The 24,578-nt window shown below is 65.0% G+C and carries 25 protein-coding genes; 11 read left to right on the top strand and 14 right to left on the bottom strand.

Annotation, left to right across the window (positions count from 1 at the left end; translation table 11 throughout):
• The first annotated feature begins 23 nt into the window (after positions 1-23).
• Both R0382_RS04335 and R0382_RS04330 read left to right on the top strand, forming a co-directional pair.
• Positions 24-743 (top strand): sugar isomerase domain-containing protein, encoded by a 720-nt coding sequence (locus R0382_RS04335; RefSeq protein ID WP_432722628.1) that lies wholly within the window; start codon positions 24-26, stop codon positions 741-743.
• Between the two features lie 146 nt (positions 744-889).
• Positions 890-1,306 (top strand): cupin domain-containing protein, encoded by a 417-nt coding sequence (locus R0382_RS04330; protein ID WP_432722627.1) that lies wholly within the window; start codon positions 890-892, stop codon positions 1,304-1,306.
• A gap of 59 nt (positions 1,307-1,365) precedes the next feature.
• Here the strand turns inward: R0382_RS04330 and R0382_RS04325 are convergent, their stop codons facing one another.
• Positions 1,366-2,685, bottom strand: a complete 1,320-nt coding sequence (locus R0382_RS04325; RefSeq protein ID WP_432722625.1) for a hypothetical protein — start codon at positions 2,683-2,685, stop codon at positions 1,366-1,368.
• Positions 2,686-2,856: 171 nt separating this feature from the next.
• Between R0382_RS04325 and R0382_RS04320 the strand changes: the two genes are divergently transcribed.
• Positions 2,857-3,738 carry an EamA family transporter gene (locus R0382_RS04320; RefSeq protein ID WP_432722623.1) on the top strand — a complete coding sequence of 294 codons (882 nt, stop codon included), beginning with the start codon at positions 2,857-2,859 and terminating at the stop codon, positions 3,736-3,738.
• 187 nt (positions 3,739-3,925) lie between these two features.
• On the opposite strand, the gene R0382_RS04315 is transcribed toward R0382_RS04320, so the two are convergent.
• Positions 3,926-4,279: a stress response translation initiation inhibitor YciH gene (locus R0382_RS04315; RefSeq protein ID WP_432722621.1), complete on the bottom strand. Its 354-nt coding sequence runs from the start codon at positions 4,277-4,279 to the stop codon at positions 3,926-3,928.
• A 40-nt stretch (positions 4,280-4,319) separates the two neighbouring features.
• Positions 4,320-6,518, bottom strand: coding sequence for a YgiQ family radical SAM protein (locus R0382_RS04310; RefSeq protein ID WP_432722620.1), 2,199 nt, complete (start codon positions 6,516-6,518; stop codon positions 4,320-4,322).
• A 144-nt stretch (positions 6,519-6,662) separates the two neighbouring features.
• Here R0382_RS04310 and R0382_RS04305 point away from each other — a divergent pair, with 144 nt between their 5' ends.
• From R0382_RS04305 to R0382_RS04295, 3 genes are all read left to right on the top strand, one after another.
• The gene (locus R0382_RS04305; RefSeq protein WP_432722618.1) at positions 6,663-7,112 is read left to right on the top strand and encodes a YaiI/YqxD family protein; all 450 of its coding nucleotides are present in this window, start codon (positions 6,663-6,665) and stop codon (positions 7,110-7,112) included.
• 41 nt (positions 7,113-7,153) lie between these two features.
• A complete protein-coding gene (locus tag R0382_RS04300) occupies positions 7,154-7,462 on the top strand; it encodes an NIPSNAP family protein (protein WP_432722617.1) in 309 nt (102 codons plus the stop codon).
• Between the two features lie 143 nt (positions 7,463-7,605).
• On the top strand, positions 7,606-7,914 hold the full coding sequence (locus R0382_RS04295; RefSeq protein ID WP_432722615.1) for a cupin domain-containing protein: 309 nt from the start codon (positions 7,606-7,608) through the stop codon (positions 7,912-7,914).
• Here R0382_RS04295 and R0382_RS04290 read toward each other — a convergent pair.
• Entirely contained in the window at positions 7,911-8,807 is an 897-nt protein-coding gene (locus R0382_RS04290) for a DMT family transporter (RefSeq protein ID WP_432722613.1), read from the bottom strand. The two genes, R0382_RS04295 and R0382_RS04290, sit on opposite strands and share 4 nt — an antisense overlap.
• 250 nt (positions 8,808-9,057) lie before the next feature.
• Between R0382_RS04290 and R0382_RS04285 the strand changes: the two genes are divergently transcribed.
• Complete coding sequence (locus R0382_RS04285) at positions 9,058-9,951, top strand: LysR family transcriptional regulator (protein WP_432722611.1); 894 nt, start codon at positions 9,058-9,060, stop codon at positions 9,949-9,951.
• Positions 9,952-10,109: 158 nt separating this feature from the next.
• Complete coding sequence (locus R0382_RS04280) at positions 10,110-10,913, top strand: polysaccharide deacetylase family protein (RefSeq protein ID WP_432722609.1); 804 nt, start codon at positions 10,110-10,112, stop codon at positions 10,911-10,913.
• A 116-nt stretch (positions 10,914-11,029) separates the two neighbouring features.
• Here the strand turns inward: R0382_RS04280 and R0382_RS04275 are convergent, their stop codons facing one another.
• Positions 11,030-11,569, bottom strand: coding sequence for a YaeQ family protein (locus R0382_RS04275; RefSeq protein WP_432722608.1), 540 nt, complete (start codon positions 11,567-11,569; stop codon positions 11,030-11,032).
• Between the two features lie 174 nt (positions 11,570-11,743).
• On the opposite strand from R0382_RS04275, the gene R0382_RS04270 reads away from it, so the two are divergent.
• Together R0382_RS04270 and R0382_RS04265 are read left to right on the top strand one after the other, a co-directional pair.
• Positions 11,744-12,952 carry an aminotransferase class I/II-fold pyridoxal phosphate-dependent enzyme gene (locus R0382_RS04270; RefSeq protein WP_432722606.1) on the top strand — a complete coding sequence of 403 codons (1,209 nt, stop codon included), beginning with the start codon at positions 11,744-11,746 and terminating at the stop codon, positions 12,950-12,952.
• 339 nt (positions 12,953-13,291) lie between these two features.
• Positions 13,292-14,188 (top strand): helix-turn-helix domain-containing protein, encoded by an 897-nt coding sequence (locus R0382_RS04265; protein WP_432722605.1) that lies wholly within the window; start codon positions 13,292-13,294, stop codon positions 14,186-14,188.
• Between the two features lie 3 nt (positions 14,189-14,191).
• Here the strand turns inward: R0382_RS04265 and R0382_RS04260 are convergent, their stop codons facing one another.
• Positions 14,192-14,809, bottom strand: a complete 618-nt coding sequence (locus tag R0382_RS04260; protein ID WP_432722604.1) for a tetratricopeptide repeat protein — start codon at positions 14,807-14,809, stop codon at positions 14,192-14,194.
• A gap of 482 nt (positions 14,810-15,291) precedes the next feature.
• Here R0382_RS04260 and R0382_RS04255 point away from each other — a divergent pair, with 482 nt between their 5' ends.
• Positions 15,292-16,578 carry a DUF3422 family protein gene (locus tag R0382_RS04255; protein WP_432722602.1) on the top strand — a complete coding sequence of 429 codons (1,287 nt, stop codon included), beginning with the start codon at positions 15,292-15,294 and terminating at the stop codon, positions 16,576-16,578.
• On the opposite strand, the gene R0382_RS04250 is transcribed toward R0382_RS04255, so the two are convergent.
• From R0382_RS04250 to R0382_RS04215, 8 genes are read right to left on the bottom strand one after another with little or no spacing between them, the layout of a single operon-like run.
• Positions 16,579-18,072: a pilus assembly protein TadG-related protein gene (locus R0382_RS04250; protein ID WP_432722600.1), complete on the bottom strand. Its 1,494-nt coding sequence runs from the start codon at positions 18,070-18,072 to the stop codon at positions 16,579-16,581.
• Positions 18,072-18,314 carry a DUF3613 domain-containing protein gene (locus R0382_RS04245; protein ID WP_432722598.1) on the bottom strand — a complete coding sequence of 81 codons (243 nt, stop codon included), beginning with the start codon at positions 18,312-18,314 and terminating at the stop codon, positions 18,072-18,074. The genes R0382_RS04250 and R0382_RS04245 overlap by 1 nt, the downstream gene beginning before the upstream one ends.
• Before the next feature lie 9 nt (positions 18,315-18,323).
• A complete protein-coding gene (locus R0382_RS04240) occupies positions 18,324-19,031 on the bottom strand; it encodes a tetratricopeptide repeat protein (RefSeq protein WP_432722596.1) in 708 nt (235 codons plus the stop codon).
• The gene (locus R0382_RS04235; protein WP_432722594.1) at positions 19,031-19,933 is read right to left on the bottom strand and encodes a type II secretion system F family protein; all 903 of its coding nucleotides are present in this window, start codon (positions 19,931-19,933) and stop codon (positions 19,031-19,033) included. The genes R0382_RS04240 and R0382_RS04235 overlap by 1 nt, the downstream gene beginning before the upstream one ends.
• Before the next feature lie 9 nt (positions 19,934-19,942).
• On the bottom strand, positions 19,943-20,821 hold the full coding sequence (locus tag R0382_RS04230) for a type II secretion system F family protein (protein ID WP_432722593.1): 879 nt from the start codon (positions 20,819-20,821) through the stop codon (positions 19,943-19,945).
• Positions 20,814-22,067 (bottom strand): CpaF family protein, encoded by a 1,254-nt coding sequence (locus R0382_RS04225; protein ID WP_432722591.1) that lies wholly within the window; start codon positions 22,065-22,067, stop codon positions 20,814-20,816. The genes R0382_RS04230 and R0382_RS04225 overlap by 8 nt, the downstream gene beginning before the upstream one ends.
• Positions 22,064-23,293 carry an AAA family ATPase gene (locus R0382_RS04220; protein WP_432722589.1) on the bottom strand — a complete coding sequence of 410 codons (1,230 nt, stop codon included), beginning with the start codon at positions 23,291-23,293 and terminating at the stop codon, positions 22,064-22,066. The genes R0382_RS04225 and R0382_RS04220 overlap by 4 nt, the downstream gene beginning before the upstream one ends.
• Positions 23,290-24,576: a type II and III secretion system protein family protein gene (locus R0382_RS04215; protein ID WP_432722587.1), complete on the bottom strand. Its 1,287-nt coding sequence runs from the start codon at positions 24,574-24,576 to the stop codon at positions 23,290-23,292. Before R0382_RS04215 ends, R0382_RS04220 begins: the two co-directional genes overlap by 4 nt.
• Between the last annotated feature and the right edge of the window lie 2 nt (positions 24,577-24,578).

Raw genomic sequence — 24,578 nt, 5'->3', positions numbered from 1 at the left:
CCTCAATTTTCCGGGAGCCTGCCATGTACGACTTTCTTGCCCAAAGCCTGCCGCGCTTGCAACGCCTGATCGAATCGCAGCACGCGGCGATCGACCTTGCCGCCGAAAAAATGGTGGCGGCGATCGGCGCGGACCGCCTGATCTTTGCCTTTGGCACCGGCCATTCCCACATGGTGCCGATGGAGCTGTTCGGCCGTGCGGGTGGGCTCGCCAATGTGGCCGCGATGCTCGACGACTGCGTGCTCAACGGTGGCGGCGCAACGCGTAGTAGCCGGATGGAGCGGCTGCCGGGGCTTGCCGACATCCTTTGGGATGAATACGGGATTGCAAAAGGCGATCTGCTCTTGATCGTTTCGAACTCCGGCCTCAATGCATCCGTCGTCGAAATGGCGCAGCGTGCGCGCGCCGAGGGCGTGTACTGCGTCGCGCTGACCTCGCTCGAGCAGTCCCGCGCCAATACCTCGCGCCATCCGAGCGGCGCCAAGCTCTACGAACTGGCCGATCTCGTTATCGACAATGGTGCGCCGGACGGTGACGCCTTGCTGCGCTACGGCGAGCTGGGTACCGGGTCGTTCTCTAGCCTGTCCGGGATCGCCATCGCCCAGATCCTCGTCGCCGAAACCGTGCGGCGCTGCGTGGCGTGCGGCATCGATGTTCCGCTTTACCAGAGCCAGAACACCGACCGCGTCACGGGCAATGCCGCGCTGTTCGCGAGGTACAAGCCGCGGATCAAGCATTTGTAGCGGAGTGCGCCGGCTAGCCGGCCAATGCCTTGGCGTTCCGGCTGGTCGCTGGCGGCCTTGCCCTCCGTCGTTGCGGCCGTGGGCCGGGGCGCGAAAACCGCGCGAGCAGGTCCTAAGGTGGAAAATCAACCTTCAAGGACACGGCGATGCGATTGCTCTGCGTGGTGCTGTCTGGACTGCTGATCGGCCCGGTGTGGGCCGAGCGCACGGCGCCGTCGGCGACGATGGCGCAGGTGCTGAACACGACGACCAGCTGGGATGGCAGCCCGCTGGTCTATCCGCCCGGCAAGCCGGAGGTGACCGGCGTGGTGCTCGAGATTCCGCCCGGCGGCGAAACCGGCTGGCACCAGCATCCGGTGCCGCTGTTCGTCTACGTGCTCGACGGCGAAGTCGAGGTCGTGCTGCGCGATGGTCGCAGCAAGCATGCCAGGGCCGGTGAATCGTTCGCCGAGGTCGTCAACACCTGGCACAACGGCCGCAATCCGGGAACGCGGCCGGTCCGCTTGTTCGTTGTCTATGCCGGCAGCGTCGGCTCGCCGCTGATCGTCAACGACGCCCGCTGAATCGGGCAGGGCCGGCTGCGTCGGCCATCCGTCACGCAGGGCCGCGACGCTTTGCTCGCTTACTTCGCCTGCATCGCCGTGTTGCGCGAGCGTGTGCCGTCATCGTGGCTCTGGGCCTTGTGGATGACGGTCGGCTCGGGCGACTCGGCGGCCTTGGCGACGAATTCGGCGTCGTCGAGTACGACGCCGTGGGCGATGTAGAGTTCGACATCGGTGCTCGGCTGCTTGGAGCGCTGTTCGGTGCCGACGATGACGACGCCGGTCCTGCGGTCCGAGTAGATCCGGTACTCGGTGCGCGGACCAACCAGATTGAGCCGCAGCTCGCTGTTCAGATTGCTTTGCATCAGGCCGAAGTAGGCGCGCAAACGCCGCGGGCCGGGACCTTCGCCGCGCTGGCAGCCGGCGTCGCAGCGGTAGGCATGCACGAGCTGGTAGCCGTTGCGGACGAGGATCTGCTCGTAATAGTCGTTGAGCCATTGTGCGCTGTCGTCGAGCGTATAGCTGTAGAACCAGGTATTGCCGGCGACCGGCACCCGGTGATCGACACGCAGCCCGCCGCCGGGCTTGAAGTACGGCGTCGAGATCGGCACGTCGACGCGCAGGTGCTCGAGGTATTTGCCCTGCTCGAACGGCGGATTGCCGGGCAGGATGTCGAGGTCGAATGGTGCGCGGCTCAGCGGCACCGGTTTTTCGCTGACCGGCCACACCGCTTCCGGCCGCGCTTTGGCGCGGGCGGTGCAGTCGGCATGGTCGAGGCCCGGTGCGGTCGGGCGGGCGCGCAGCTTGCGGTCGATCGGTTTCAGATCGCGAATCGGCCCCTGGGCGATCGCCAGCGTCACGTCGACGCGCGCCGGGTCGGCGTCCGAATGGCCGGTGCCGAGCAAGACCACGCCCTGGCGCGGATGGGTGTAAACGGTGTAATCGATGCCGTAGCCCGAGGCGGGCCGTGGCCGGACGTTGCGCATGGCGTTGCCGGCGACGCGGCGCAGTTCGACGCCGTCGGTATCGCGCAGGCAGCGCTCGTCGCACTGCTGCAGCTCGACCCGGGTGAATCCGCTGCCCGACAAGGCACATTCGTAGTGCTTGCGCACCGAGGCGGCGGTGACCTCGCCGTTGCGGTAACGGTACTCGGCATACCAGCCGGTGCCGACCACCGGGACCGAGTATTCATCCCAGCGCTCGGGCACGCCGCGCTTGTCGCGGATCCAGCCGGACACCGGGACGTCGAGCTCGACGTTCTCGCGCACGAAGGGGGGAAAGGTCGAGGTGTAGCCGGGTAGGGGGGTCAGTCCGAACGGCAGCGGTGCCGCACCGACCGAGGTCGGATCGGCGCTGGCAACGGGCAGCGAGAGTGCGAACAGCAGGGTCCACGGCTTCATCGGTTTTCCCCAGCGACAGCGCTATCTTCACCATACAGGCGGCGTGACGATCCTGCCGTGCCGATGGTCGGCCGTTTTCGGAGCGCTGTTACGCAGGCCGGCCGTGGCCACTGTGCCTTTGCCCGGATCGCGGACGGCGCATACTGGATGCTCCTTTTCCGGAGCATCACCATGGCGTTGAAAGACTGGCTAGCCGCACTGCTGGTGATCGTTGCCTGGGGCGTCAATTTCGTCGTCATCAAGGTCGGCCTGCACGGCGTGCCGCCGATGCTGCTCGGCGCCTTGCGCTTTACGCTGGTGGCGTTTCCGGCCGTGCTGTTCGTGCCGCGCCCGCAGGTGCCGTGGACACGGCTGCTGGCCTATGGCGCGACGATCAGTCTCGGGCAGTTCGTTTTCCTGTTTTCCGCCATCGACGTTGGTATGCCCGCCGGTCTGGCATCACTGGTGCTGCAGGCCCAGGCCTTCTTCACCGTGCTGCTGGCTGCGGCGCTCTTCGGCGAGCGCATGCACTGGCACAATCTGGCCGGGCTGACCGTGGCGGCGGCCGGTCTGGCGATGATCGGGCTGAGCGGCGGTCCCGGCCGCGTTTCCGCTCTGGGGTTCGGACTGACGCTGTGTGCCGCGCTGTGCTGGGCGGGCGGCAATCTGGTGATCAAGGGCATCGGCAAGGTCAACCCGCTGGGGCTGGTGGTCTGGGGCGCGCTGGTGCCGCCGTTGCCGTTCCTGGCACTGTCGTTCTGGCTGGAAGGGGCGCCGCGCATCACGGCCAGCCTCGCCAGCCCCGGCGTGGACAGCCTGCTGGCGGTGTTCTATCTGGCGTACATCGCCACCTGCCTGGGCTACGGCCTGTGGGGCCGTTTGCTGGCACACCATCCGGTGCGGCAGATCGCACCGCTGACCTTGCTGGTGCCGGTGGTCGGTCTGGTGTCGGCGCGGCTGTTGCTGGGCGAGCAGCTGACGCCGGTTCAGTGGGCGGGCGGGCTGGTGGTGATGCTCGGGCTGATGGTCAATGTGTTCGGCCCGCGCTGGCGGGCGGCACCGCAGACCGCCTGACGCCCGGGAAACCTGCTCGCGATCTGTCGCGAGCGCCGCTCAGCGCAGCGCAGAAATCGGAATGTACAAAGCGGTGCATGAGGATTCCGATCGCGGCAGTGCTTGGCGAGTAAGGCGAGCCTTGGAACGCCGCGATGCAAGGCTCAGAGTGAGCCCCGATCGGCGGCGCGTAGCAGGGGGCTGGTTTTCAGCCGCCAGCGCGTTTGACGCTGTGGCCCAGCGCTTTGAGCATGACCATCACCGTTTCGCAGTGGTCGCCCTGGATTTCGATCACGCCGTCCTTGACCGTGCCGCCCGAACCGCAGCGGGTCCGCAATTGTTTGGCCAGCAGGGCGAGCGCCGCTGCGTCCAGCGTCAGGCCCTTGACCAGCGTGACGCCTTTGCCTCTGCGTGTTTCCCGCGATACCCGCAGCGCGCCGTCGGCGAAGCCCGTCGGCACGGCGGCCTTGCAGCTGCAGTTCGCCAGCGGCTGGCGGCAGGCCGGGCACATGCTGCCGTGTTCGGTCGAGTAGACCAGTCCGCCTGACGATTGCGCGTTCAACGGCTGGCTCCGCGTTCGGTTCGGAAAGTCCGGATATCCATCAGCGGCCGCTGCGCGCCTTGCCGCCGGTCTTCTTGCCCTTGCCCTGACCCGGCAGCACGACCTTGCGCTGACCGGCCGGTACGCGCGGCTTGGCCGCCTGCGGCGCCGGCTGCGCGCCACGCGGCGCGGCATGACTGCGGCGCTCGCCCGGCGCTTCACGCGGGATCAGGTGCTGCGGCGCGTTGCCGATCAGGTCGGCGCGGCCCATATTGATCAGCGCCTCGCGCAGGATCGGCCAGTTTTCCGGATCGTGGAAACGCAGGAAGGCCTTGTGCAGCTTGCGGCGGTAGCCGTCGCGGATCACATCGACCTTTTCCGAGCTGCGGCCGAGCTTCTTCAGCGGATTGCGGCGGGTGTGCCACATCGTCGTCGCCAGCGCCATCGGCGTCGGCGTGAATGCCTGCACCTGGTCGGGCTTGAAGTTGTTCTTCTTCAGCCACAGCGCCAGATTCAGCATGTCCTCGTCGGCGGTGCCCGGGTGGGCGGCGATGAAGTACGGGATCAAATACTGCTGCTTGCCGGCTTCCTTGCTGTATTTCTCGAACAGGCGCTTGAAGTTCTCGAACGCGCCGATGCCCGGCTTCATCATCTTGCTGAGCGGCGCGTCTTCGGTGTGCTCGGGGGCGATCTTCAAATAGCCGCTGACGTGGTGGGTCACTAGCTCCTTGATGTACTCGGGCGATTCGACCGCGATGTCGTAGCGCAGGCCCGAGCCGATGGTGATTTTCTTCACGCCCGGAATCGCCCGCGCCTTGCGGTACAGCTGGATCAGGTGCGAGTGGTCGGTATTGAGGTTCTCGCAGATGCCCGGATAGACGCAGGAGAGGCGTCGGCACGATTGCTCGATTTTCTCGTCCTTGCACGCCAGCCGGTACATATTCGCGGTCGGGCCGCCGAGGTCGCTGATATGGCCCTTGAAGCCGTCGGTCTTGTCGCGGATTTCCTCGATCTCGGTCAGGATCGACGCTTCCGAGCGGCTCTGGATGATGCGGCCCTCGTGCTCGGTGATCGAACAGAAGGTACAGCCGCCAAAACAGCCGCGCATGATGTTGATCGAGAAGCGGATCATTTCCCACGCCGGGATATGCGCCTTGCCGTAGCTCGGATGCGGATTGCGCGCGTATTGCAGGCCGTAGACGTAGTCCATTTCCGGCGTGGTCAGCGGCACCGGCGGCGCGTTCATCCACACATCGCGCTCGCCGTGCTGCTGCACCAAGGCGCGTGCATTGCCGGGATTCGATTCCAGATGCAGCGTGCGACTGGCGTGCGCGTACAGTACCGGATCATGCGCGACGGCCTCGTAGGCCGGAATTCGCACGACGGTGCGCTGGCGCTCGGCCTGCTTGTTGGCGATGCGCTCGGCCTTGCTGACGAGGCGGATCGGCTTGGGTGCGTCCGGCGCGGCTCCGGTCTCGCACGCCGCGCCGGCTTCCTCTTCCATCGCATACGGATCGGGATGCGGTTCGACCCGTCCCGGCGTATCGACGGTGGTCGAATCGAGCACCGCCCAGTCGCGCGCCGGCATCCAGCCGTGGCTGGTCATGAACGCCGTGCCGCGAATGTCGCGCATGTCCTTGAGCTTTTCGCCGGCCTCGGCGCGGTGCGCCACTTCGACCAGCGCGCGCTCGGCGTTGCCGTACAAGAGGATGTCGGCCTTGGCGTAGACGATCGCCGACTGGCGCACCTTGTCGCTCCAGTAGTCGTACTGGGCGATCCGGCGCAGGCTGGCCTCGATCGAACCGACCATGATCTGCACGCCCGGAAACGCCTCGCGGCAGCGCTGCGAATACACCGTGACCGCGCGGTCGGGCCGGCGACCGGCGACGGCGTCGGGCGTATAGGCGTCGTCCGAACGCGGGCGCTTGTCGGCCGTGTAGCGGTTGATCATCGAATCCATATTGCCGGCGGTGATGCCGAAAAATAGCCGCGGCTTGCCGAGCGTCTTATATGGCTCGGCCGAGTCCCATTCGGGCTGAGCAATGATGCCGACCTTGAAGCCCTGCGACTCCAACAGCCGGCCGACCAGCGCCATGCCAAAACTCGGGTGATCGATATAGCAGTCGCCGGTCACCAGAATGATGTCGCACTCGTCCCAGCCGAGCGTGGCCATTTCGGCACGGCTCATCGGCAGGAAGGGCGCCGGCTTGGCGCGGTGTTGCGGGGCGTAATCGAAAATCGGTGTCGGAACGGAATTCATGGTGACCGGCAATCTGGCTAATCGACCATTTTCGCAGATTTCCACCCGATGAATCCGGAATTTTTCTTGTTTTTCATCGAGATAGCGCCAGACGGCGAGGTAAAATGACCGGCTTCAAGACCCGTCACGCCATAGGAAGCCGTTATGCAAATCTGGGTCGACGCCGACGCCTGCCCCAAGGTGATCCGCGACATACTTTGCCGCGCCGCCGAGCGCGCGCAGATCCGTACCGTCTTTATCGCCAATCAACTGCTGACGGTGCCGCCGTCGAAGTGGATTTCTGCGTTGCAGGTGCCCAAGGGCTTTGACGTTGCCGACAACGAGATCGTCGCCCGCGTGGGTCAGGGCGATCTGGTGATCACCGCCGACATCCCGCTCGCCGCCGACGTGATCGCCAAGGGCGCGCAGGTGCTCGATCCGCGTGGCGAGCGGATGACGGTGGAGAACATCCGCGAGCGGCTGTCGATGCGCGACTTCATGCAGGGGCTGCGTGATTCCGGCGTAGAAACCGGCGGCCATTCGGCGCTGAATCAGGGCGACCGCCAAGCTTTTGCGCGAGCACTCGATAGCTGGCTGGTACGCTTGCCGAAATAGTCAGGCGTCCAAACACCGCGCCCACCAAGGAGCTTTAGCCCATGATCACCTGTCATTTGAAGTACGTCATCGATGCCACAAAGATGGCTGAGTTCGAACAGTACTGCCGAATGTGGCTGCCGCTGATCAAGAAGTTTGGTGGTGTCCACCACGGCTATTTGCTGCCATCCGAAGGGGCGAGCAATATCGCGCTCGGCTCGTTCTCATTCCCGTCACTCGCGGCGTACGAGCAGTACCGAATCAGCTCGCTTGACGATCCAGAATGCCAAGTGGCCTTCCGGTTTTCGAAGGAGACACGGTGCTTTCTGAGCTATGAGCGGACTTTCTTCCGCCCCTTGTTCCCTGAGTGATTGCAGTACGGGCGTGATTGAGAAGCAATGGTCTTGTGTAGTCGCGCCGCTGGCGATGACTAGCCCTTCAATCAACCGGACATGCACCGGCAAGTCCGGTCATGCCGGTTATCTCAAACGTTAGGTACCACGAGGGCGCGCGCATGGCCAATCTGTTTGAAAACCTGCCGGTGGCGCTGCCCGGTGAGCTGTTCGAGACGCTGGCGCGCAGCAAGTCCGTCCGGATCGAGCGCATCGTCTCGCATGGTCAGGTCTCTCCGGACGGTTTCTGGTACGACCAGGCCGAATCGGAATGGGTGGTGGTGCTGCAAGGCAGCGCACGGCTGCGTTTCGACGATGAAGCGTTTGAGACCGTGCTGAATACCGGCGATTACCTGCTGATCGCGCCGCACCGCCGGCACCGAGTGACGTTCACCGAGGCGCCGACGGTGTGGCTGGCGGTGTTTTTCTAGCGTGCGTGCGCCGCGACGGTTTTCGGCGCGGGGCGGGTCGACATCAGCACCCCGCCGATGACCAGCACCGTGCCGGCGAGCTGCGCGCCGCTGGGGGGCTGGCCGAGCGCGATGCCGATCAGCGCGGTGAAAATCGGCACCAGATTGAAATAAATCGCCGTCTTGGCCGGGCCGAGTTTTGCGATGCCGTCGTTCCACCACATATAAGCGAGCACCGAGGCGAACACGCTCATCGCCGCGATCGCCGCGATCACGCCGGTTGGCGGCAGCGTGTAGAAATCGGCGCTGAGGAACTGGGCAGCGCCCCCCATCAGCACGCCGCCAAGGCCGACCGTCGCCGCCGATATTTGCAGCGACGTCAATCCGTGGACATAGCGACGCGGGATCGACGAGTAGACCGCCATCGCCAGTGCGCCGCAGAACACCAGCGCGTCGCCGGGGGTGAACGTCAAGGCCAGCAGCGCCGCCAGCGAGCCATGACTGACGACGACCCCGACGCCGGCAAGGCCGAGCGCCAGCCCGCCCAGCTGGCGGCGGCTGACGGCGTCGCGGTTCAGCAGCGCCGACAGCAGCACCGTCAGTGCCGGCGTCAACGCCATGATCAGCGCACCGTTGACCGGCGACGTCCAGCGCAGGCCGTAGAACAGCGCCAGATTGAAAGCGCAGATGCCGACCACGGCCATCGCCAGCAGCGGCAGCGCATTGCGCCGCAGCCCGGCCCAATCCAGCCCTTCGCGCCAGTACACCAGCGGCACCAGCAGGAGGCCGGCCGAGAGGAAGCGCCAGGCGCCGATCGCCAGTGGCGACAGATGGCCGACGCTGTACTTGGCCAGATGGAATACCCCGCCCCAGAAGAAAGCGGTCAGCGCCAGTTTGAGATAGGTCGTTCTCATGCTCGGACTCCGGTGTAAGCGCCGCTGGCAAACCCTGCTGGCTACGTTGCGCCTACTGGCCCTACTTGTAACTGTAGAGACCGAAAGGCATCCCGGAAGGGCGTTCACGTACCTTGCCAGCACCGCAGCGGGTTTGCGGCCCGCCTCGGGGTATCAGCGGCACGAGGTGAAATGTCATGCGACGATGAGCCGAGTATAATTTTCCGTAATCGCAACGTTTTTTGAGATTTTGGAAAACAGTTTTCTACATATGGAAAATAATCTCGACTGGAACGACCTGAAGTTCTTTCTCGCCGTCGCCCGGGGCGGCGGGCTGACACCGGCCGCGCAGGCGCTGGGCACCAGCGCGTCGACGGTGTCGCGACATGTCGATGCGCTCGAGGCCCGGCTGGGCGTGCGGCTGTTCATGCGCCAGCAACGCGGCTATCTGCTGACCGACGAAGGCAGCGCATTGTTCGGGCAGGTCGCCGAGGTCGAGCGCGCGACGCAGGCGGTCGAGCGCAACCGTGGCCGGCTCGACGGCGGCGAGGTCTCGGGGCTGATCAAGATCGCGACGTCGGAAACGCTCGGCAACCATCTGCTTGCCCCCAATCTCGCCGGTTTTGCCGCATCGCATCCACGGGCCCAGGTCGAGCTGCTCGTCAGCCGGCACCTCGCCGACCTGAACCGGCGCGAGGCCGATCTGGCACTGCGGATGATGGAGCCCGATTCGGCCATCGCCGGCACCGACTACATCGCCCACCCGCTCGGCAAGGTGCGCTTCGGTCTGTATGCGACGGCGGCGCTGCTGGCCGCGCACCCGGACTGGCGCACGATGCCCTACGTTACATGGGACGAATCCTGGGGCCATTACTCGATGGGCAGCTGGCTGATCGCCCAGCTCGGCGGCCGTGATCCGGTGCTGCGGACGAACAATCTGCAGGCGCAGTACGCGGCGGCGCGCGCCGGACTCGGGCTGGTGCTGCTGCCGCGTTTCCACGGCGATGCCGATCCCCTGCTGCAGGCGATTGCCGATGCCCCCGCGCCGGCCGGGCGCGACCTGTGGGTCGTGTACCACCGTGACCTCAAGGCCAGCCGGCGGGTACAGGCGATGCGCCGCTATATCGAAACACTGGTGGCACGGCTGATCGATCCCGCACCTTAGGGCCGGCCGGATGTTTCTGCGCGCGCTTCACTGCGGTGCGACGCTGTGTCACGCCGGCCGGAGGACATTGCCAAAACGCACAGTCCCGCTGCCATCGGCCCATCGCGTCGCCGGCGCTCGCGGCCTACAGTCAGTGGGAAATCCGATGGGAGGCGACGATGAATATCCTGCTGTATGTGCTTGGCTTGACACTCTCCGCGGTGACCGGCGCTGCGCCGATTCCGGCCGATGAAAAGCCGGTGCAGAAGGTGCGTACCGGCTTTATCGACGGCTGGAATCAGGTGCCGCTGAAGCGGCTCGAGGATCAGGCGGCCCGTTATCGCGGCACGTATTACCTGGAAGGGCTGCACAACACCAAGCGCATTGCGCTGACCTTCGACGATGGCCCGAGCGTCTACACCACGGCGCTGCTCAAGGTGCTCGATAAACATCAGGTCAAGGCGACGTTCTTCTTTCTCGGCGCCCAGCTCGCCGAATCGCCCGAGCCTGCGCGCGCGGCGCTGAAGGCCGGGCATACGATCGGCAACCACAGCTACGACCACCCGTATCTGACCGACCTGAGTCCGAGCCAGCTCTGGGACGTGCAGTTCGGCCGCACGCAGCGTCTGATCAAGGAAAAGCTTGGCGTCGTTCCGGCGCTGATCCGACCGCCCTACGGTTTCGTCAACGACAGTCAGGTGACGCTGCTGGCCGGCAAGCAGCTCAAGCTGATCCTGTGGTCGATCGACACGCAGGACTGGTATGTCGCACAGCGGCTGGGGGCGGCGAACGCGCTGTACAACACGGTGCTCAACCACGTGCACCCGGAAGCCATCGTGCTGATGCACGACGGCGGCGGTTTCCGTGCCGGCACGGTCGAGGCGGTCGACATGCTGATTCCGGCGCTGAAAAAGCAGGGTTACGAATTCGTCACCGTCGACCGGATGATTGGCACGCCGGCCTATCTGGCCGCCTTGCCCTGAGCGCCCGTCCCGGCCGACGCGCCGGAGCCCGCAAGGGGGCTTCCGCCGGGGCGCCTCGCTTCGGGCGGCAACCCGCTGCCTGGGACAGGCGCGAGCGCCGGCGCTGAGCCGGCGGATTACTTCAGCGTGGTGAATTCGACCAGCAGCGTGGTCTTTTCGTCATTGAGCCAGAGCTGGCCGTCCTGGATCGTCACCTGCAGGCGCATCGAGCGTTCGAGCATCGCGCCGAGGGCGGCCAGCGTGTCGTTGTCGATCGCCAGCACATGCAGATTGTCGAAGCGCGTGAAACCGCCGGCCATCGGCGCCCACCAGGTGTCGGCAAAGCGGGTACCGCCGTAGGCGTAGACCCAAGCCTCGGTGGCACGCTGCGCAGCGCGGCGGATGCGCTTCTCGTCGGGCTGGCCCAGCTCGATCATCACCTCGATCTCGTCGACGAGGTTCTTCTGCCACAGCGCCGGCTCTTCGTCGTCGCTGATGCCCTTGCCGAAGGCCATGGTCTCGCTGGCATGGCGGGCAAACGCGACCAGACGCAGCATCAGCCGCTCCGGCGTCTCCGAAGGGTGTTGCGCGACGGTGAGCGCGTGCGTCTCGTAATAGCCGCGATCCATGTCGGCGATATTGAGTTCGGCTTTGTAGATCGTCGCCTTGAGCGCCATGGTGGCCTTGTACCGGAGGGGGGAAAAGGGCGCAGTTTAGATCAGCATCAATGAATCGGCGAGCAAGAACGCCGTGGGCGGCCAGTCGGCGGGTGCGGATCGCCGCAAATCGGCATAAAATCGCCTTTTTTCGCGGACGCGCGTCGTCCAGTCTATTTACCCGTGGGGCATGCAATGAATTTGGCGGAAGTGCAGTCGAAGTATCAGGCGTTCAAGGAACTTGGTCTCAAACTCGACATGTCGCGCGGCAAGCCGGCACCGGAGCAGCTCGATCTGTCGCTGCCGCTGCTCGACGCGCTCGACGGCTACAAGACGGCCGACGGCACCGATACCCGCAACTACGGCGGCACCGTGGCCGAAGCGCGCGCGCTGTTTGCCAGCCTGCTCGACGTGCCGGCGCCGCAAGTCGTCGTCGAAGGCAGCGCCAGCCTGTCGCTGATGCACGACGTGCTGATCTACAGCATGGTCTACGGCCAGCCGGGTCATGCACCGTGGGCGGGCCAGAACCCGGCCTTCATCTGCCCGGTACCGGGTTACGACCGCCACTTCGGCATCTGCGAAGCGCTCGGCATCCGCATGATCAACGTGCCAATGACCGACAACGGCCCGGACATGGACGAAGTCGAGCGCCTGGTCGCGTCGGACGCCAGCATCAAGGGCATGTGGAACGTGCCGAAGTACAGCAACCCGGGTGGCGTGGTGTATTCGGATGAAACCATCCGCCGCCTGGCCGCGATGAAGACCGCCGCACCGGACTTCATCCTGATGTGGGACGACGCTTACCGCTTCCACCACCTGACCGAAGAAAACATCGTCAGCGCCGGTGTCATCGATGCCTGCGCCGCCGCCGGCAATGCCAACCGCGCTTGGGTGTTCGCATCGACGTCCAAGGTCACCTTCGCCGGTGCCGGTCTGGCCGCGCTGGCCAGTTCGACCGAGAACGTCGCGTGGTGGACCAAGAAGTCGGGCATCCGCAGCATCGGTCCGGACAAGGTCAACCAGCTCCGTCACGTGCGCTTCCTCAAGGATCGCGCCGGTGTCGAGGCGCTGATGGTCAAGCATCGCGACATCCTCGCGCCGAAGTTCGACGCGGTGCTGGCGCAGTTCGAAGCCGTGCTCGGCGGCGTCGAAGGCGTGAGCTGGACTTACCCGAAGGGCGGCTACTTCATCGATCTGGTGACGCCGAACGGCTTTGCCAAGCAGACCATCGAACTGGCCAAGGCGGCCGGCATCACGCTGACGCCGGCCGGCGCGGCGTTCCCGTACGGCAAGGACCCGAAGGACGCGCACATCCGCATCGCGCCGAGCTTCCCGTCGCTGAAGGAAATCGCCCAGGCGGCCGAAGGGATTGCCCTGGCGTTGCGTCTCGCCATCGGCCGCTAAAAACCTGCTCCGTCAGGCTCGCTGCGCCTGCGCATCTCACTGCCGTCCGATGCTCGAAATCCTCATGTACTCGTACGTACATTCCGGTTTCTGTGCTTCGGGCGTCAGTGACCTGCTTTGGCTCGCGGGCCTGCCGGAACAGGTTTAACCGATTGCTCCAATTTAAAAACCGCCGTCAGGCTTGTCCCGGCGGCGGTTTTTCTTTGTGGGCGCGATTGGATCATGGCAGCCGTTTGGGGTGAGGCGGCTTCGCCGCTGCGGTTTTGCCCATGTTGCGCTGCAGGTAATGCGGCGACGGACGCGGTCGCGATTGTCGGGGCGGCGGATTATGCTTGCGACATGGATACTTCCCTGCTCTGGACCGCCGGCATCCGGCACTATCTCGGCCCGCGTCTGATGGCGATGGCGGTGCACGACGGCCCGCCGCCGCCGCCCGGCGATGTCGACCGTTTTGCGTTCTGCTTTGTCTCGGCCGGATCGGCGCGCGTCGAGATCGGTGGCGCCAGCCAGCTCGTTGCCGCACCGACGGTGCTGCTGTTCGACGAAACTCTGAGGCCGGTCTTCGATGCGGCCCGCGGCTTGCGCTGCGAAAGCGTCGTGTTCCATCCGGGCGTTGTCAACGATGCGTTCGAGCCGGTGGCATTGCGCGCCGGCAGTTATGTCGGCACGGCCATGCAGGACGCCGATGTGCTCGATCCTTTCATCAGCGCATCACCGCTGCGTCGCTGCGTTGAGCTGTCGCCGGCGCTGGCGGCGCAGACGGTGGCGACACTGGCGCAGATGCGGGCCTTGCTGGGCCATCAGGACGACGTGCGCTGGCCGTGCCGGACCCGCGCCGCATGGATTGCGCTGCTGTTTGGTCTGCGTGCGGCATGGGAGGCGAGCGATCCGGCGCCGTTGCTGCCCGGTGACGCGCGCATCGCCCGCGCGCTGCAATGGGTGCACGACCACTACGCCGAATCATTCACCGTCGATACGCTGGCGCGGGTGACGGGCTGCAACCGCACGACGCTGAACGAAGGCTTTCGCGCCCACACCGGCCACAGCGTGCGCGCCTACGTGGTCGCGCTGCGGATGCGCGCGGCGTCGCAGCTACTGCGCGACACGCTGATTCCGGTCGGCGATGTGATGGCCAAGGTCGGCTACGACAATCCCAGCCACTTCAGCCGGACCTTCCGTACCGTCACCGGCCTGTCGCCGGGGGCTTACCGGCAGCGCGAGTGCTGGATGAACTGACGGCTACTGCGCCCGGTCGACGATGCGCTGGCCAAGGTCGCGGGCGCGGATGGCCGCGGCCGGATCGCCCTGCAGCGCTGCGGCGCGATACCAGTGCCAGGCTTGCGCCAGATCGCGGGGCACGCCGTCGCCGCGTTCATATAGCGTCGCGACGATGTATTGCGCACCGATGTCGCCACCCTCGGCCGCCTGTTCGTACCAGCGCGCGGCGCGACGCATGTCGTGCGGCGCGCCGCGGCCGAGGAAATACTGGGTCGCCAGATTGACCTGTGCCTCGGTATGACCCTGACGTGCAGCGAGCTCGAACCAGTGTGTCGCCTCGGTCAGCGAGCGTGACACGCCGCGGCCGATTTCGCACAGCCGCCCGAGCGCGAACTGCGCCGGCGCCGAGCCCGATTCCGCGGCGAAGCGCAGCCACTGCACGGCGACCGCATCGTCGCGGGTCACGCCTTCGCCGTTGAGCAGCAGCATGGCGACGTTGTATTGGGCATTGGCATCGCCGGCACGCGCGGCAGCTTGAAACTGGCGCGCCGCTTCCGGGTAATCACCGCGACGGTAGGACTCCAGGCCGGAGCCGACCGCGATGGACGAGCAGAATGACAGCATGAGTAATAGACGCATCTCGACCCCCAAGCGGCTTGGTGCCGCGGCTGCCTGCAGGTCGCTGGGCGACGGCAGGGGCGGGTGAGGCAGCAATCTTGTTACTGACGGGCGGTGTCGGCCCTGCGCGGCATCGCAAACACATGCGGACCGGTCGGATTGAGGCGGGAGCGTACGTGCTTGATCCAGTCTATGCAGCGCGCCGAGCTCGCCGCAGCCGGGTTTGGAGGCGACCGGTCACGGCAAGACCAGCGGTCGGCAAGGACGTATTTGCCTTCGTGCTGTCTGTCGTCTGTATGTGCCTGGCCTGACCGGCTGCTGGCGGTGATCTGCAAAGTCGTCGGCCGGCAATCGCATGTCGTCAACTGCGCTGCGTCGCCGGCGGGCGAACGCGGCATCGCGTGCACTGCAATAGGGGAATCACCGTTTGCTGCGTCGCACCAGCGGCATGCCGTCGGCGTTATGATCGCGTATCTCAGCATCACAATGGGCAGGCGGTGGTCATGCGCATCAAGCTCAACGAATACCCGCAGCGCCGGCTATTGAACGACGAAGCACATGCCCGGCCGTTCGAGCCGGCGGCAACGCCGGGGCAGCTCAGTTATATCGCCTTTCTGAACCGCAACGTGTCGGCCGAGCAGGAGTGCTGGCTGATCGGCGAGCTGTGCGCGTGGTTCGACGTCGCCCCGCCCGAGCCCGGTCGGGTGAACTTTACGGTTGACCTTGGCCCGCTGCGCTTCAAGTGGGCGCGGCACACCGAATTCTCGTCGTTTACATTTTCGCGCTATGGCGCAGCCGGCGAGCCATTCTCCGGCAATGCCCTCGAACTGCTGCCGCCCGACTGGCTCGCCCAGTTGCCGGGCAACGTGTTGCTGGCCACGCACGCAGTACTGCTGGCCGACGTCGATCTGCCGGTGCCGCTGGAGGAGATCAGTGCGCGCTACTTCGACGGCCACGACCTGATCGGCGCGCAGATCGGCGAGGGTAGCGGCACCGCATGCACCGATTTCCACATCCATGCCGATGGCTTTGCCCGCTATCTGGTCATCGATCACAGCATGGGTCAGCGTCAAGCCGGACGCATGCTGCAGCGGCTGTTCGAAATCGACACCTACCGGATGCTGGCGTTTCTGGCCTTGCCGGTGGCCAAGAGCATCTCGCCCGAGTTGAGCGACGCCGACCGCGAACTGGCCGAGCTGACCACGGCGATGTCGAGCGCGCGACAGGACGATGAACCGGCCTTGCTCGACCGGCTGACCAAACTGGCCGCACGGATCGAGAGCGCGCTGTCGCTGACCGACTACCGCTTTTCGGCCGCGCACGCCTATTACGAGCTGGTGCGGCGCCGGGTTGGCGAGCTGCGCGAGCTGCGCATCCACGGCGTCCAGCCCTTCCACGAATTCGTGGATCGCCGGCTCGGCCCGGCGATGGACACTTGCGAGTCGGTCGCCCGCCGCCAGCGCGTTCTTGCCGCGCGGGTCGCGCGCGCGTCGTCTCTGCTGCGCACGCGGGTCGACATCACCCACGAAAAACAGAATCAGGCGCTGCTCGAGTCGATGGACAAGCGCGCCCAGCTGCAACTGCGGCTGCAGGAAACGGTGGAGGGCCTGTCGGTTGCGGCGATCACCTACTACACCGTCGGCCTGGTCGGCTATGCCGCCAAGGGGTTGAAAACCGTCGGCGTGCACATCGATCCGGAACTGGCGACCGGCATCGCCATCCCGGTCGTCGCGCTGCTGGTCGCACTGGGGCTGCGGCGGATGCGCAAGGCGTTGATGCACGAGGGGTGATCAGTTCACCAATCCGCTACCACCGCACTGGACACTGATCAGCGTGACGTCGGCGTAGTTGAGCCGGATGCCGAGCGTGGTGAGCAGATTGTTGATGATCGGATCAAGTGCGGCGGTAAGTGGGGACAAAATCGTGCCGAGTAGTCCGCCGACAACGCCACCTAGCGCTCCGAGGACACTACTCAGTGTTCCCGTGAGAAACGACGACAAGGTTCCAAGTCCGGCGCCGCCGTAGTAGCTCTTGGGCGGGTCGGTCGGCAGATCGGCATTGCTGCTGATGTGAAAACTCAGACTGCCTGCAGGGCCGCCGAGACAGTTGCTAGCGCCTTGGCAGGCAACGCTGGGTTTGACGCCGATGACGACGTCGGCAGCTCCGCCGCTGGTGCACTGCACCGACTCCAGCCATGCTGTGGCGCTCGCGACTGTCAGCGTCAAGGGTACGTCGATTTGTGGCAGCAGCAGTGGCTTGATACCAAGGACAAGTCCGAGCCGCGTTTGTGCGGTCTGCGCCTGCGTCCGCCAGTTTCCCTGACTATCCTTACCGGGTTGACCGATGGCAAGCACTGGAGGTTCGATCAGCGTCAGCCCGATGTCGGCGGTGATTGTGGCGACGCCCAAGGGAAGGTTGAGCTGTTGACCGAGATCGAGGAAATGATTTTGGTTCGATTGCTGCAGCGCGGTGTTCAGGACATTCAATACGTTGAGTTGTGCGTTCATCGCCGTGGTCTTGTCCGCAAGGCCAAGACTGAGCAAGCCTGGTTGCGATGGCGTGTCGATAAGCTTGAAACTGCCGCCACTGCTGGTGAGGTTGAGCGTTTGCAGGAGCGATGCTGTCGCAGGGTTCTGCGTGTTCAGTGCGCTGATCATCGCCAGTCGCAACTGCTCGTAACTTACCTGCGTGCCCACCAGTTGGTCATAGCTGCCGACGGCAAGTGCCGCCGCCAACTGGCTAACCGAAAGACTGGAATCCGCCAGCGCCTGATAACTGGCTATCGACAACGAGACCGGTTTGCCGAGCAAGTTGGTAAACAGCGAATTCAGCACGCTTTGCTTGTTACTATCGATTTTTGCCAACCCGCTGCCAACTGAAAAGGCCGCGCTGGCACTACTGACTGCGGTAGCCTCGGCGCTGACCAACTGGGTGCCGGGGACGAAAAATAACTTGAATGCCGTATTGCTGACGATAACCTGAGCAGCGTCAACCGGACTGGCCGGGAGAGGTCCGGTCTGACCCGGCTGCCAGTGTCCTACGGTCAGGGCCAGCGTATGGGTCGCGTCCGGCGTGAAACCGTTGCTGCCGGCGCTGGCGAGTGCCGCTGCCTGCGGGCTGCGGAACAGTGATTGCGCTGCTGCCATCGCTGCCATGTCGGCAACTTTCTGCAGCTCGCGTTTTTCAGCGTAGATACGGCCGATGTCGATCGCGCCAAGCGAAACCACGGCCAGCATCAGCAAGCCGACGACGGCGATGATCATGCCGCCGCGTTGCTCGCGCATCAGCGTACTCCACTGGTCTTGACGTCGTTGACGTCTACACCGGGCATTGGTGTTTCGAAGCTTTTCTGATAGCGCTGGTAGGCCTTGACGGCTTCCTCGGATCGCGCCGGCAATGGCGACGCCGATTCGCCGCTGACCTGCAGCGCGAGCCAGGCGCGGGTGGCGTCGCCGATGCGGTATTCGCTTTCGGCGGCGAACGTGCTGGCCGAGGCCAGCAGAAGGAACAGGGGCCAGCGTTTCATGAGGGTCTCCTAGGGCGTGGGACTCAGTGTCTGTGCAAGCTGCAGGCTGTCGCTCGGTTGTTGCCATTGCCGTGCTTCGCCCTGGATGCGCGTTGCGACATCGACGGGAATATCGGGGTCGGCGGAGCCGGTGCTGAGCTGGCGGTAGAGCGCGAGGTTGGCGCGGAAACGCGGCTCGCTGGGGGCCAGCTCGACCGCACGCGACAGCGCCTGGGCTGCGGTATCCCAGTCGCCGCGCATCAGCGCCAGATAACCCAGGTCGTTCCAGATGAAGGGATTGGTCGGTGCATCTCGGCTCGCAGCGTCGAAGTAGCGACGGGCCTGATCCCATTGCTGCCGGCCCGCAAAGATCAGCGCCAGACCATGTTCGGCGGCCGAACGCTGCGGGCCTTGCAGCAATTGTTCGTAGTTGCGCTGCGCGGCGGCGGTATTGCCAGTCGCACGTTCGGCGCGGGCCCGCAGCAGCTGCGTTTGCGCGTCCGCTCCATATTTGCTCTCCAGCGCGTCGAGGTGCGACAGCGCGGCATAGTTCGAATTCTGCTCGAGCAGCGTCGAGACCAGTGCAACGTAGGTGCCGCGGGCATCGGCGCTTTTGCCGGGGGCGGGGGAGGTCGCGAGTTTGGCCTGTTCGTCGAGCATCTGCCGCTGCGCTTGTTGTGGATTCTGGGCGCAGGCGGCAAGTAGAAGGGCGGCGAGCACCAGGGCGGATCGGGTCATCATCGTGCTCCGGCGTGTTGAAGGGTGTTGACCAGCGACAGCATGCCGGGCCCGGCCAGCAGGATGAACAAGGCCGGGAACATGAACAGCACCATGACCCCGGTCATTTTGACGGTCAGTTGGCCGATCAGCGTCTTCAGTTGCATGCGTTGCTGCTCAAGCAGGCGCTCGCCGAATTTGGCCAATGGCTCTTCGGCGGCACCGCCATAGCGCTCCAGCCGGTCCATCAGCTGCGCCAGTGCCGAAAAATCGGGTGATTCGAATAGGGAGGTGAGCGGTTCCAGCGATTCACGCCGATCCCGGCCGCCCTGGTAGCGCTGGTTGGCGAGGGCGATTTCGGGCGCCAGAACCGGCAGTACCAGGCGGAACTCCTCGGCGACGACGAGTAGCGATTGCCCGACGCCCATGCCCGATCCTTGCAGCATGCGCAGCAGGTCGATCAGCAGCAGGAGTTCCTTGCCCGCTGCGGCAACACGCTGACGTACACGGATGCGCAGCAGTCGCTCCGGCAGCAGAATGCCGACGATCGTTGCGGTGACTGCGCCGATCAGTGCGAACTTGTGTTGCATGCCGAACACGGCAACGGCGAGCGCGCCAAGCAGGACCGGGAGGGCTACGCGAAACACAAGGTAGTTGTAGTAATCGGCTTCGTTCCGAAAACCCGCGGCCGATAGCAATTTGCGCGTTGGTTGTGTGTGACGCAGCGCCTGCGGATCTTGCACCAGTCGGCGGGCCAGCCGGCTGAGCCGGGAACGGCGCTCGGTGTGCACCGGTGCGGCGCCGATGGGTAAACGCTGGAACAACTGGCGTTCGGTACGCAGGTCGCGAACCAGTACGAAGCCGGTTAGCGCAGCAGCCAGCACGATGAAGATCCAGGCAAGCAGGAAAATGACGCTGAGCATGTCGGTCTCCTAAACGCGCTTGGCCAGCCGGTAGAGGAAGATGGCACCGAGCACTTGCAGGGCCATGACGATCATCAGCATTCGCTGTCCGGTCGGATCGTGGAACAGCACGCTCATGTAGTCGTGATTCAGCGCGCCCATTGCAACCCCGATGGCCATGGGCGCCAAACCGAGTACCCAGGCCGACAGGCGAACTTCCGACGTCAATGCCAACAGTTCCTCGTGCGCGGCCTGTCGGGCCTGCAACACAGTGGCGATGCGGTTGACGAGTTTCTCCGGCTGTCCGCCGTAGTGCATGGCGACTTTCATGGCGGCCGCCAGCAGGTTGAATTCGGGAATCTTGTACAGCGCGGCCGCTTGCCGTAGTGCCGCGTCAAGCTCGATCCCCGCCGAATGCAGGGCCTGCGCACGTTGCAGCATGGCCGCCAATGGCTGGGGGGTATCGTCCAGTACCTTGCCAAAGGCCAGCGGCAGGCTGTGGCCAACCGAGGCGAGCCGCGCAAGGCCGTCAAGCAGGGCCGGTAATTGCAGGATGGCGCGCTGGCGCTGTTGCGCGGCCCGGTAGGCTTGAAATCCGGCCAGCAGGGCCAGCGTCAACGTCGCCGCGATCAGGCCGGCGGGCCCGGCCAGCAGACGCTGTGCGATCAGGCCGGTCAGCGGTGGCAATAGCAGCCAGAGTCCCCAATAGCGTGGCAGTTCGTCGCGCCGTGCCAATAGCCAGAGTTGCCAGCGTGCCAAAGCATTCCGGTGACTCAGCGATGGGTCATCCGGTGTGGCGTGATGCGCGAGCCGACGCTGCAGCTCGCGCTCGCGGCGCTCAATGATCCACAGGCAGAGGCCGGCGCCGATCAGGCAGAGCACGCCGGTCAGGACGAAGAGGCTAAGCATGGATGCGCTCCCACGCCGCCAGCTTGCCGTTGCTGATGCGGGCATCGGTGCGTTCCCAGCGCGGCGCGGGCGACGCTGAAAACCGGAACAGCTCCTGCATGGCGACCATGTCCTGGTTCATGCCGGTCAGTTCGGTGACGCTGAGCATGCGCCGGCTGCCGTCGGCCAGACGGCCGACCTGGACGATCAGGTCGACGGCGCTGGCGACCTGCCGGCGCAGGCTCAGGTCGCTGCCGGCAAAACCGGCAAAGCCGGCGAGCATTTCCAGCCGATACAGCGCGTCGAGCGCCGAGCTGGCGTGCAAGGTACCCATTGAGCCGTCGTGGCCGGTGCTCATTGCCTGCAGCATTTCCAGTACTTCGGCGCCCCGGACCTCGCCGACCACGATGCGGTCGGGACGCATGCGCAGGCTGTTGCGGACCAGGTCGCGAATGGTGACCTGTCCGGCGCCTTCGTAGCCGCCGGGACGGCTTTCCAGTTTGACGACGTGCGGATGCTGCAGATCAAGCTCGGCGGTGTCTTCGATGGTAATGACACGTTCGCCGCTCGGGATGTAGTTCGACAGCACGTTCAGCATTGACGTCTTGCCGCTGCTGGTGGCTCCGATCACCAGCAGATTGCAGCGCTGGCGAACCGCATAAGCCAGGAAGTCGAGCAACTCGGGCGACAGTGCGCCGACCTCGACCATCCGCTCGCCGGTGTAGAAGCCGCTGTGGAACTTGCGGATCGATACCGCGGCGCCATCGACGGCCAATGGCGGAATGATGGCGTTGAGCCGGCCACCACCGGGCAGGCGGGCGTCGACCATCGGGCTGGATTCGTCGAGCCGGCGACCGAGTGGCGCCAGTAGCCGGCGCAGGAAACCGACCAGATGTTCATTGTCGCGGAACCGAACCGGTTCATTGCTTAGCACGCCGCGGCGGGAGACGACGACAGAGTGCGGTCCGTTGATCAGGATGTCTTCGACCGCCTCGTCGTTCAGCAGATCCTCGATCGGCCCGTAGCCGACCAGTTCCTTGATCAGCGCATCGGCAATGGCGGTCACTTCGCGTTCGTTGATCGCGATCTGGCGACTGGCGATAAACAGGCTGACTTCCTGGCGCACGACCCGAATGAGCCGGTCGCGTGGCCAGTCTGCAAAGCTGCTGCCGAGTTCGGTGATCCGGTCGATCAGGAAGTCGTGCGCCGCGTACTGGATGCGCTCGAACTCGGGGCTGCCAAGAAAGCCGCCAATGGGGGTACTCATGCGGGTTCCGGTTTCACGAAGAGGCGGGATAGCCGCAGGCCCAGCGTTTCGCCGTGCTTCTCGGGGGTGCCCAGACCCAGTTCGGTCAGCAGATGGCTGGCCAGATGATCCAGTTCGCGCCCGAGCTTGCCTTGTGTTGATAGCGGTTTGCCGAAGCTTTGGGCGTCGTTGAGGGCCGCGGCATCGTGAGGCAGGACCGCCGCCAGCGGCAGGCCAAAGCGGTGCGCCAGATGTTCAGCGTTGACGACGCGGTCGCTCGTGTAGCGGTTGACGACGACCCGCCAGTTCGAGGTACCGAAACCGGCGGCTTCGCACTGGCTCAGGTAATCCAGACTGGCCTTGAGGCCGCTGATTCCCTGCTCGCACACCAGCAAGACGGTGTCGGCGCTGCGGACAAGATGCTGCGCGAGCAAGGGGTCAGGACTGAAGCCGAGGTCGACGATGACAACCTTGAAGTAGGAGCGCAGGATGCGGAACAGCCGCAAAGCGTCGGCAGCGCCGATTTCACCGCGCTCCTCCGCTCGAGCGGGCAGCGGTAGCACGGCCAGACCCTGTGTGTGACGCGAGAACGCCGTTTGCAGCATCATCCGGTCGAACCGCGCCAGATTGTGGATGGCGCCGAGCATGTCGAGTTCGGGCTCAAGCCCGAGGTACAGGCTGCAGTCGCGCACCGGCGAGCCGCAATCGAGCAGCAAGACCTCGCCATCACCGAGCTTGGCCTTGACGCGCAGGGCCAGCTCGGTCGCCACGCTACTGGTCCCCATGCCCTGACGTGCACCGACGAGGGCGATCATCGGGCAGCCGTTCTGCTGTGGCTGGCCGTCGTCGTGCTGGCACAGTGTGTCGTAGACAATGCTGCTGGCCAGCGCGAGGTTGCCGATGTCGATGAACTCCTCGACGCCGGCCTTGAGCGCGGCATGCATCGCGGCCTCGGTCGGCGTGCCGACACCGATCAGCGCCAGCGCCGGGTAGAACTCGGCCAGTTGCTTGGCGACATCGTGCGCTTGCGTGCTGTTTTCATCGAACACCAGCAATACCGCGTCGGGACCGAGCAGACTGACTTCGCGGATCAGGTCGCCGACGTCGCCATGCCGTGACAGCACGACGCCGAGCGCCACCAGGGCGCGGTCGAGCCGGTCGGCCAGTAGCGTGTCGTTGGAGTAGAGCAAGAAGGTGTGCGCGCCATTGCCGATCGGCGAGCCAAGCGGTGACTGTGCCATGTTCATTGTGAGAACCCCGTGAGCTGACGATCCTTGCCGAGGCCGACCAGCCAGAGCTTCCAGATCGAGGTGTTGATGCCGCTGTTATCGCCGGGGAGCGGTGGCTTGTTCGCATCGCGGGCAATCGGCGATACCAGATGTGGTGTGACGACGATCAGTAGTTCGCGATCTTCGCGCTCGTCCTCGAGGCGTTTGAAGAATGCACCGAGAATCGGGATGTCGCCGAGGCCGGGCACCTTGTCGACGTTCTTGCGCAGATTGCGCGACACCAGGCCGCCGATGACGAAGCTCTCGCCGTCGCCGAGTTCGACCGTGGTGTCGGCCCGTCGCGTCACGACCGACGGCACTGCGGTGCCGTTGAGCAAGATCGCGCGCGAGTAATCAAGTTCGCTGGCTTCGGGCGCGACCTTAAGCGCAATCCGCTGCTTGTTGATCACCGTCGGCGAGAAGGCCAGACCGATACCGAACTTCTTCCACTCGATCGACACGGTGCCGAGTGTCTGTGCGACCGGGATCGGCAATTCGCCGCCGGCCAGGAAGGTTGCGGTTTGGCCGGAGAGCGCAACGAGACTGGGTTCGGCCAAGACCTGCACATAGCCGTTTGATTCGAGCAGGCTCAATGCACCGGAGATGTCCCAGTTACCGGTCACCTTGCGGGCGATCAGGTTGAACGCCGACGAGATCGGCGTGCTGCTGTCGAAGTTCAGCAGATCGCCGTTGGCTGTGACCTTGTTGAGTGAGCCCGGCGTGAACGAGCCGAACGAGAAGCCGGAACTCGTTTTCAGTACGCTGAGGTTGAGGCCGACCGCCGCAAGGGTGTGGCGCGAGAACTCAACCACGCGGATGTCGACCTGCACTGCGCCGCCGGAAGGCAGCACCGTCCGGTCGTCGACGCCCTTGCCGAGTCCGCCGACGAATTGGCTGTGTCGGGCGACGTCGTCGATTTCGCCGTCTAGCGTTTGCCGAGCACCTTCGCTATGCCAGTTGATGCCGGGGCTGGCGTCGGTCGGCGCGCGTGCGGCAACCTTGACGGTAATGCGCTGCGGCTGAGACTGGCCTTGTTGCCAGAGCAGAATCGTCGTTTCGCCCGGCTTGCGGCCTTCAACCAGCAGACTGTCCCTTTGCTTCGGGGTTTGAACGTCGGCGATCGACGGGTCCGCGACCGCGACGCGCTGCAGTTTCTGAATGGGCACCACCTGCATATCACCCACGTGAATGCGCAAGGTACCGCCGCTGCTCTCGGCCTGCGCAACCGCAGCGACCAGGCTCAGGCCGGCGCAGGCGAGCATCA

It is taken from the genome of Jeongeupia wiesaeckerbachi, from assembly GCF_050916355.1.
Classification (GTDB): domain Bacteria; phylum Pseudomonadota; class Gammaproteobacteria; order Burkholderiales; family Chitinibacteraceae; genus Jeongeupia; species Jeongeupia wiesaeckerbachi.
Note: the sequence above shows the minus strand (reverse complement) of the source record. Positions and strands in the feature narration are given on the sequence as shown.

What these genes read in the sequence shown, in the direction of transcription:
- R0382_RS04335 (WP_432722628.1), top strand. Translation starts at nt 24, where the DNA reads ATGTACGACTTTCTTGCCCAAAGCCTGCCGCGCTTGCAACGCCTGATC.
- R0382_RS04330 (WP_432722627.1), top strand. Translation starts at nt 890, where the DNA reads ATGCGATTGCTCTGCGTGGTGCTGTCTGGACTGCTGATCGGCCCGGTG.
- R0382_RS04325 (WP_432722625.1), bottom strand. Translation starts at nt 2,685, where the DNA reads ATGAAGCCGTGGACCCTGCTGTTCGCACTCTCGCTGCCCGTTGCCAGC.
- R0382_RS04320 (WP_432722623.1), top strand. Translation starts at nt 2,857, where the DNA reads ATGGCGTTGAAAGACTGGCTAGCCGCACTGCTGGTGATCGTTGCCTGG.
- R0382_RS04310 (WP_432722620.1), bottom strand. Translation starts at nt 6,518, where the DNA reads ATGAATTCCGTTCCGACACCGATTTTCGATTACGCCCCGCAACACCGC.
- R0382_RS04305 (WP_432722618.1), top strand. Translation starts at nt 6,663, where the DNA reads ATGCAAATCTGGGTCGACGCCGACGCCTGCCCCAAGGTGATCCGCGAC.
- R0382_RS04300 (WP_432722617.1), top strand. Translation starts at nt 7,154, where the DNA reads ATGATCACCTGTCATTTGAAGTACGTCATCGATGCCACAAAGATGGCT.
- R0382_RS04295 (WP_432722615.1), top strand. Translation starts at nt 7,606, where the DNA reads ATGGCCAATCTGTTTGAAAACCTGCCGGTGGCGCTGCCCGGTGAGCTG.
- R0382_RS04290 (WP_432722613.1), bottom strand. Translation starts at nt 8,807, where the DNA reads ATGAGAACGACCTATCTCAAACTGGCGCTGACCGCTTTCTTCTGGGGC.
- R0382_RS04285 (WP_432722611.1), top strand. Translation starts at nt 9,058, where the DNA reads ATGGAAAATAATCTCGACTGGAACGACCTGAAGTTCTTTCTCGCCGTC.
- R0382_RS04280 (WP_432722609.1), top strand. Translation starts at nt 10,110, where the DNA reads ATGAATATCCTGCTGTATGTGCTTGGCTTGACACTCTCCGCGGTGACC.
- R0382_RS04275 (WP_432722608.1), bottom strand. Translation starts at nt 11,569, where the DNA reads ATGGCGCTCAAGGCGACGATCTACAAAGCCGAACTCAATATCGCCGAC.
- R0382_RS04270 (WP_432722606.1), top strand. Translation starts at nt 11,744, where the DNA reads ATGAATTTGGCGGAAGTGCAGTCGAAGTATCAGGCGTTCAAGGAACTT.
- R0382_RS04265 (WP_432722605.1), top strand. Translation starts at nt 13,292, where the DNA reads ATGGATACTTCCCTGCTCTGGACCGCCGGCATCCGGCACTATCTCGGC.
- R0382_RS04260 (WP_432722604.1), bottom strand. Translation starts at nt 14,809, where the DNA reads ATGCGTCTATTACTCATGCTGTCATTCTGCTCGTCCATCGCGGTCGGC.
- R0382_RS04255 (WP_432722602.1), top strand. Translation starts at nt 15,292, where the DNA reads ATGCGCATCAAGCTCAACGAATACCCGCAGCGCCGGCTATTGAACGAC.
- R0382_RS04250 (WP_432722600.1), bottom strand. Translation starts at nt 18,072, where the DNA reads ATGCGCGAGCAACGCGGCGGCATGATCATCGCCGTCGTCGGCTTGCTG.
- R0382_RS04245 (WP_432722598.1), bottom strand. Translation starts at nt 18,314, where the DNA reads ATGAAACGCTGGCCCCTGTTCCTTCTGCTGGCCTCGGCCAGCACGTTC.
- R0382_RS04240 (WP_432722596.1), bottom strand. Translation starts at nt 19,031, where the DNA reads ATGACCCGATCCGCCCTGGTGCTCGCCGCCCTTCTACTTGCCGCCTGC.
- R0382_RS04235 (WP_432722594.1), bottom strand. Translation starts at nt 19,933, where the DNA reads ATGCTCAGCGTCATTTTCCTGCTTGCCTGGATCTTCATCGTGCTGGCT.
- R0382_RS04230 (WP_432722593.1), bottom strand. Translation starts at nt 20,821, where the DNA reads ATGCTTAGCCTCTTCGTCCTGACCGGCGTGCTCTGCCTGATCGGCGCC.
- R0382_RS04225 (WP_432722591.1), bottom strand. Translation starts at nt 22,067, where the DNA reads ATGAGTACCCCCATTGGCGGCTTTCTTGGCAGCCCCGAGTTCGAGCGC.
- R0382_RS04220 (WP_432722589.1), bottom strand. Translation starts at nt 23,293, where the DNA reads ATGAACATGGCACAGTCACCGCTTGGCTCGCCGATCGGCAATGGCGCG.
- R0382_RS04215 (WP_432722587.1), bottom strand. Translation starts at nt 24,576, where the DNA reads ATGCTCGCCTGCGCCGGCCTGAGCCTGGTCGCTGCGGTTGCGCAGGCC.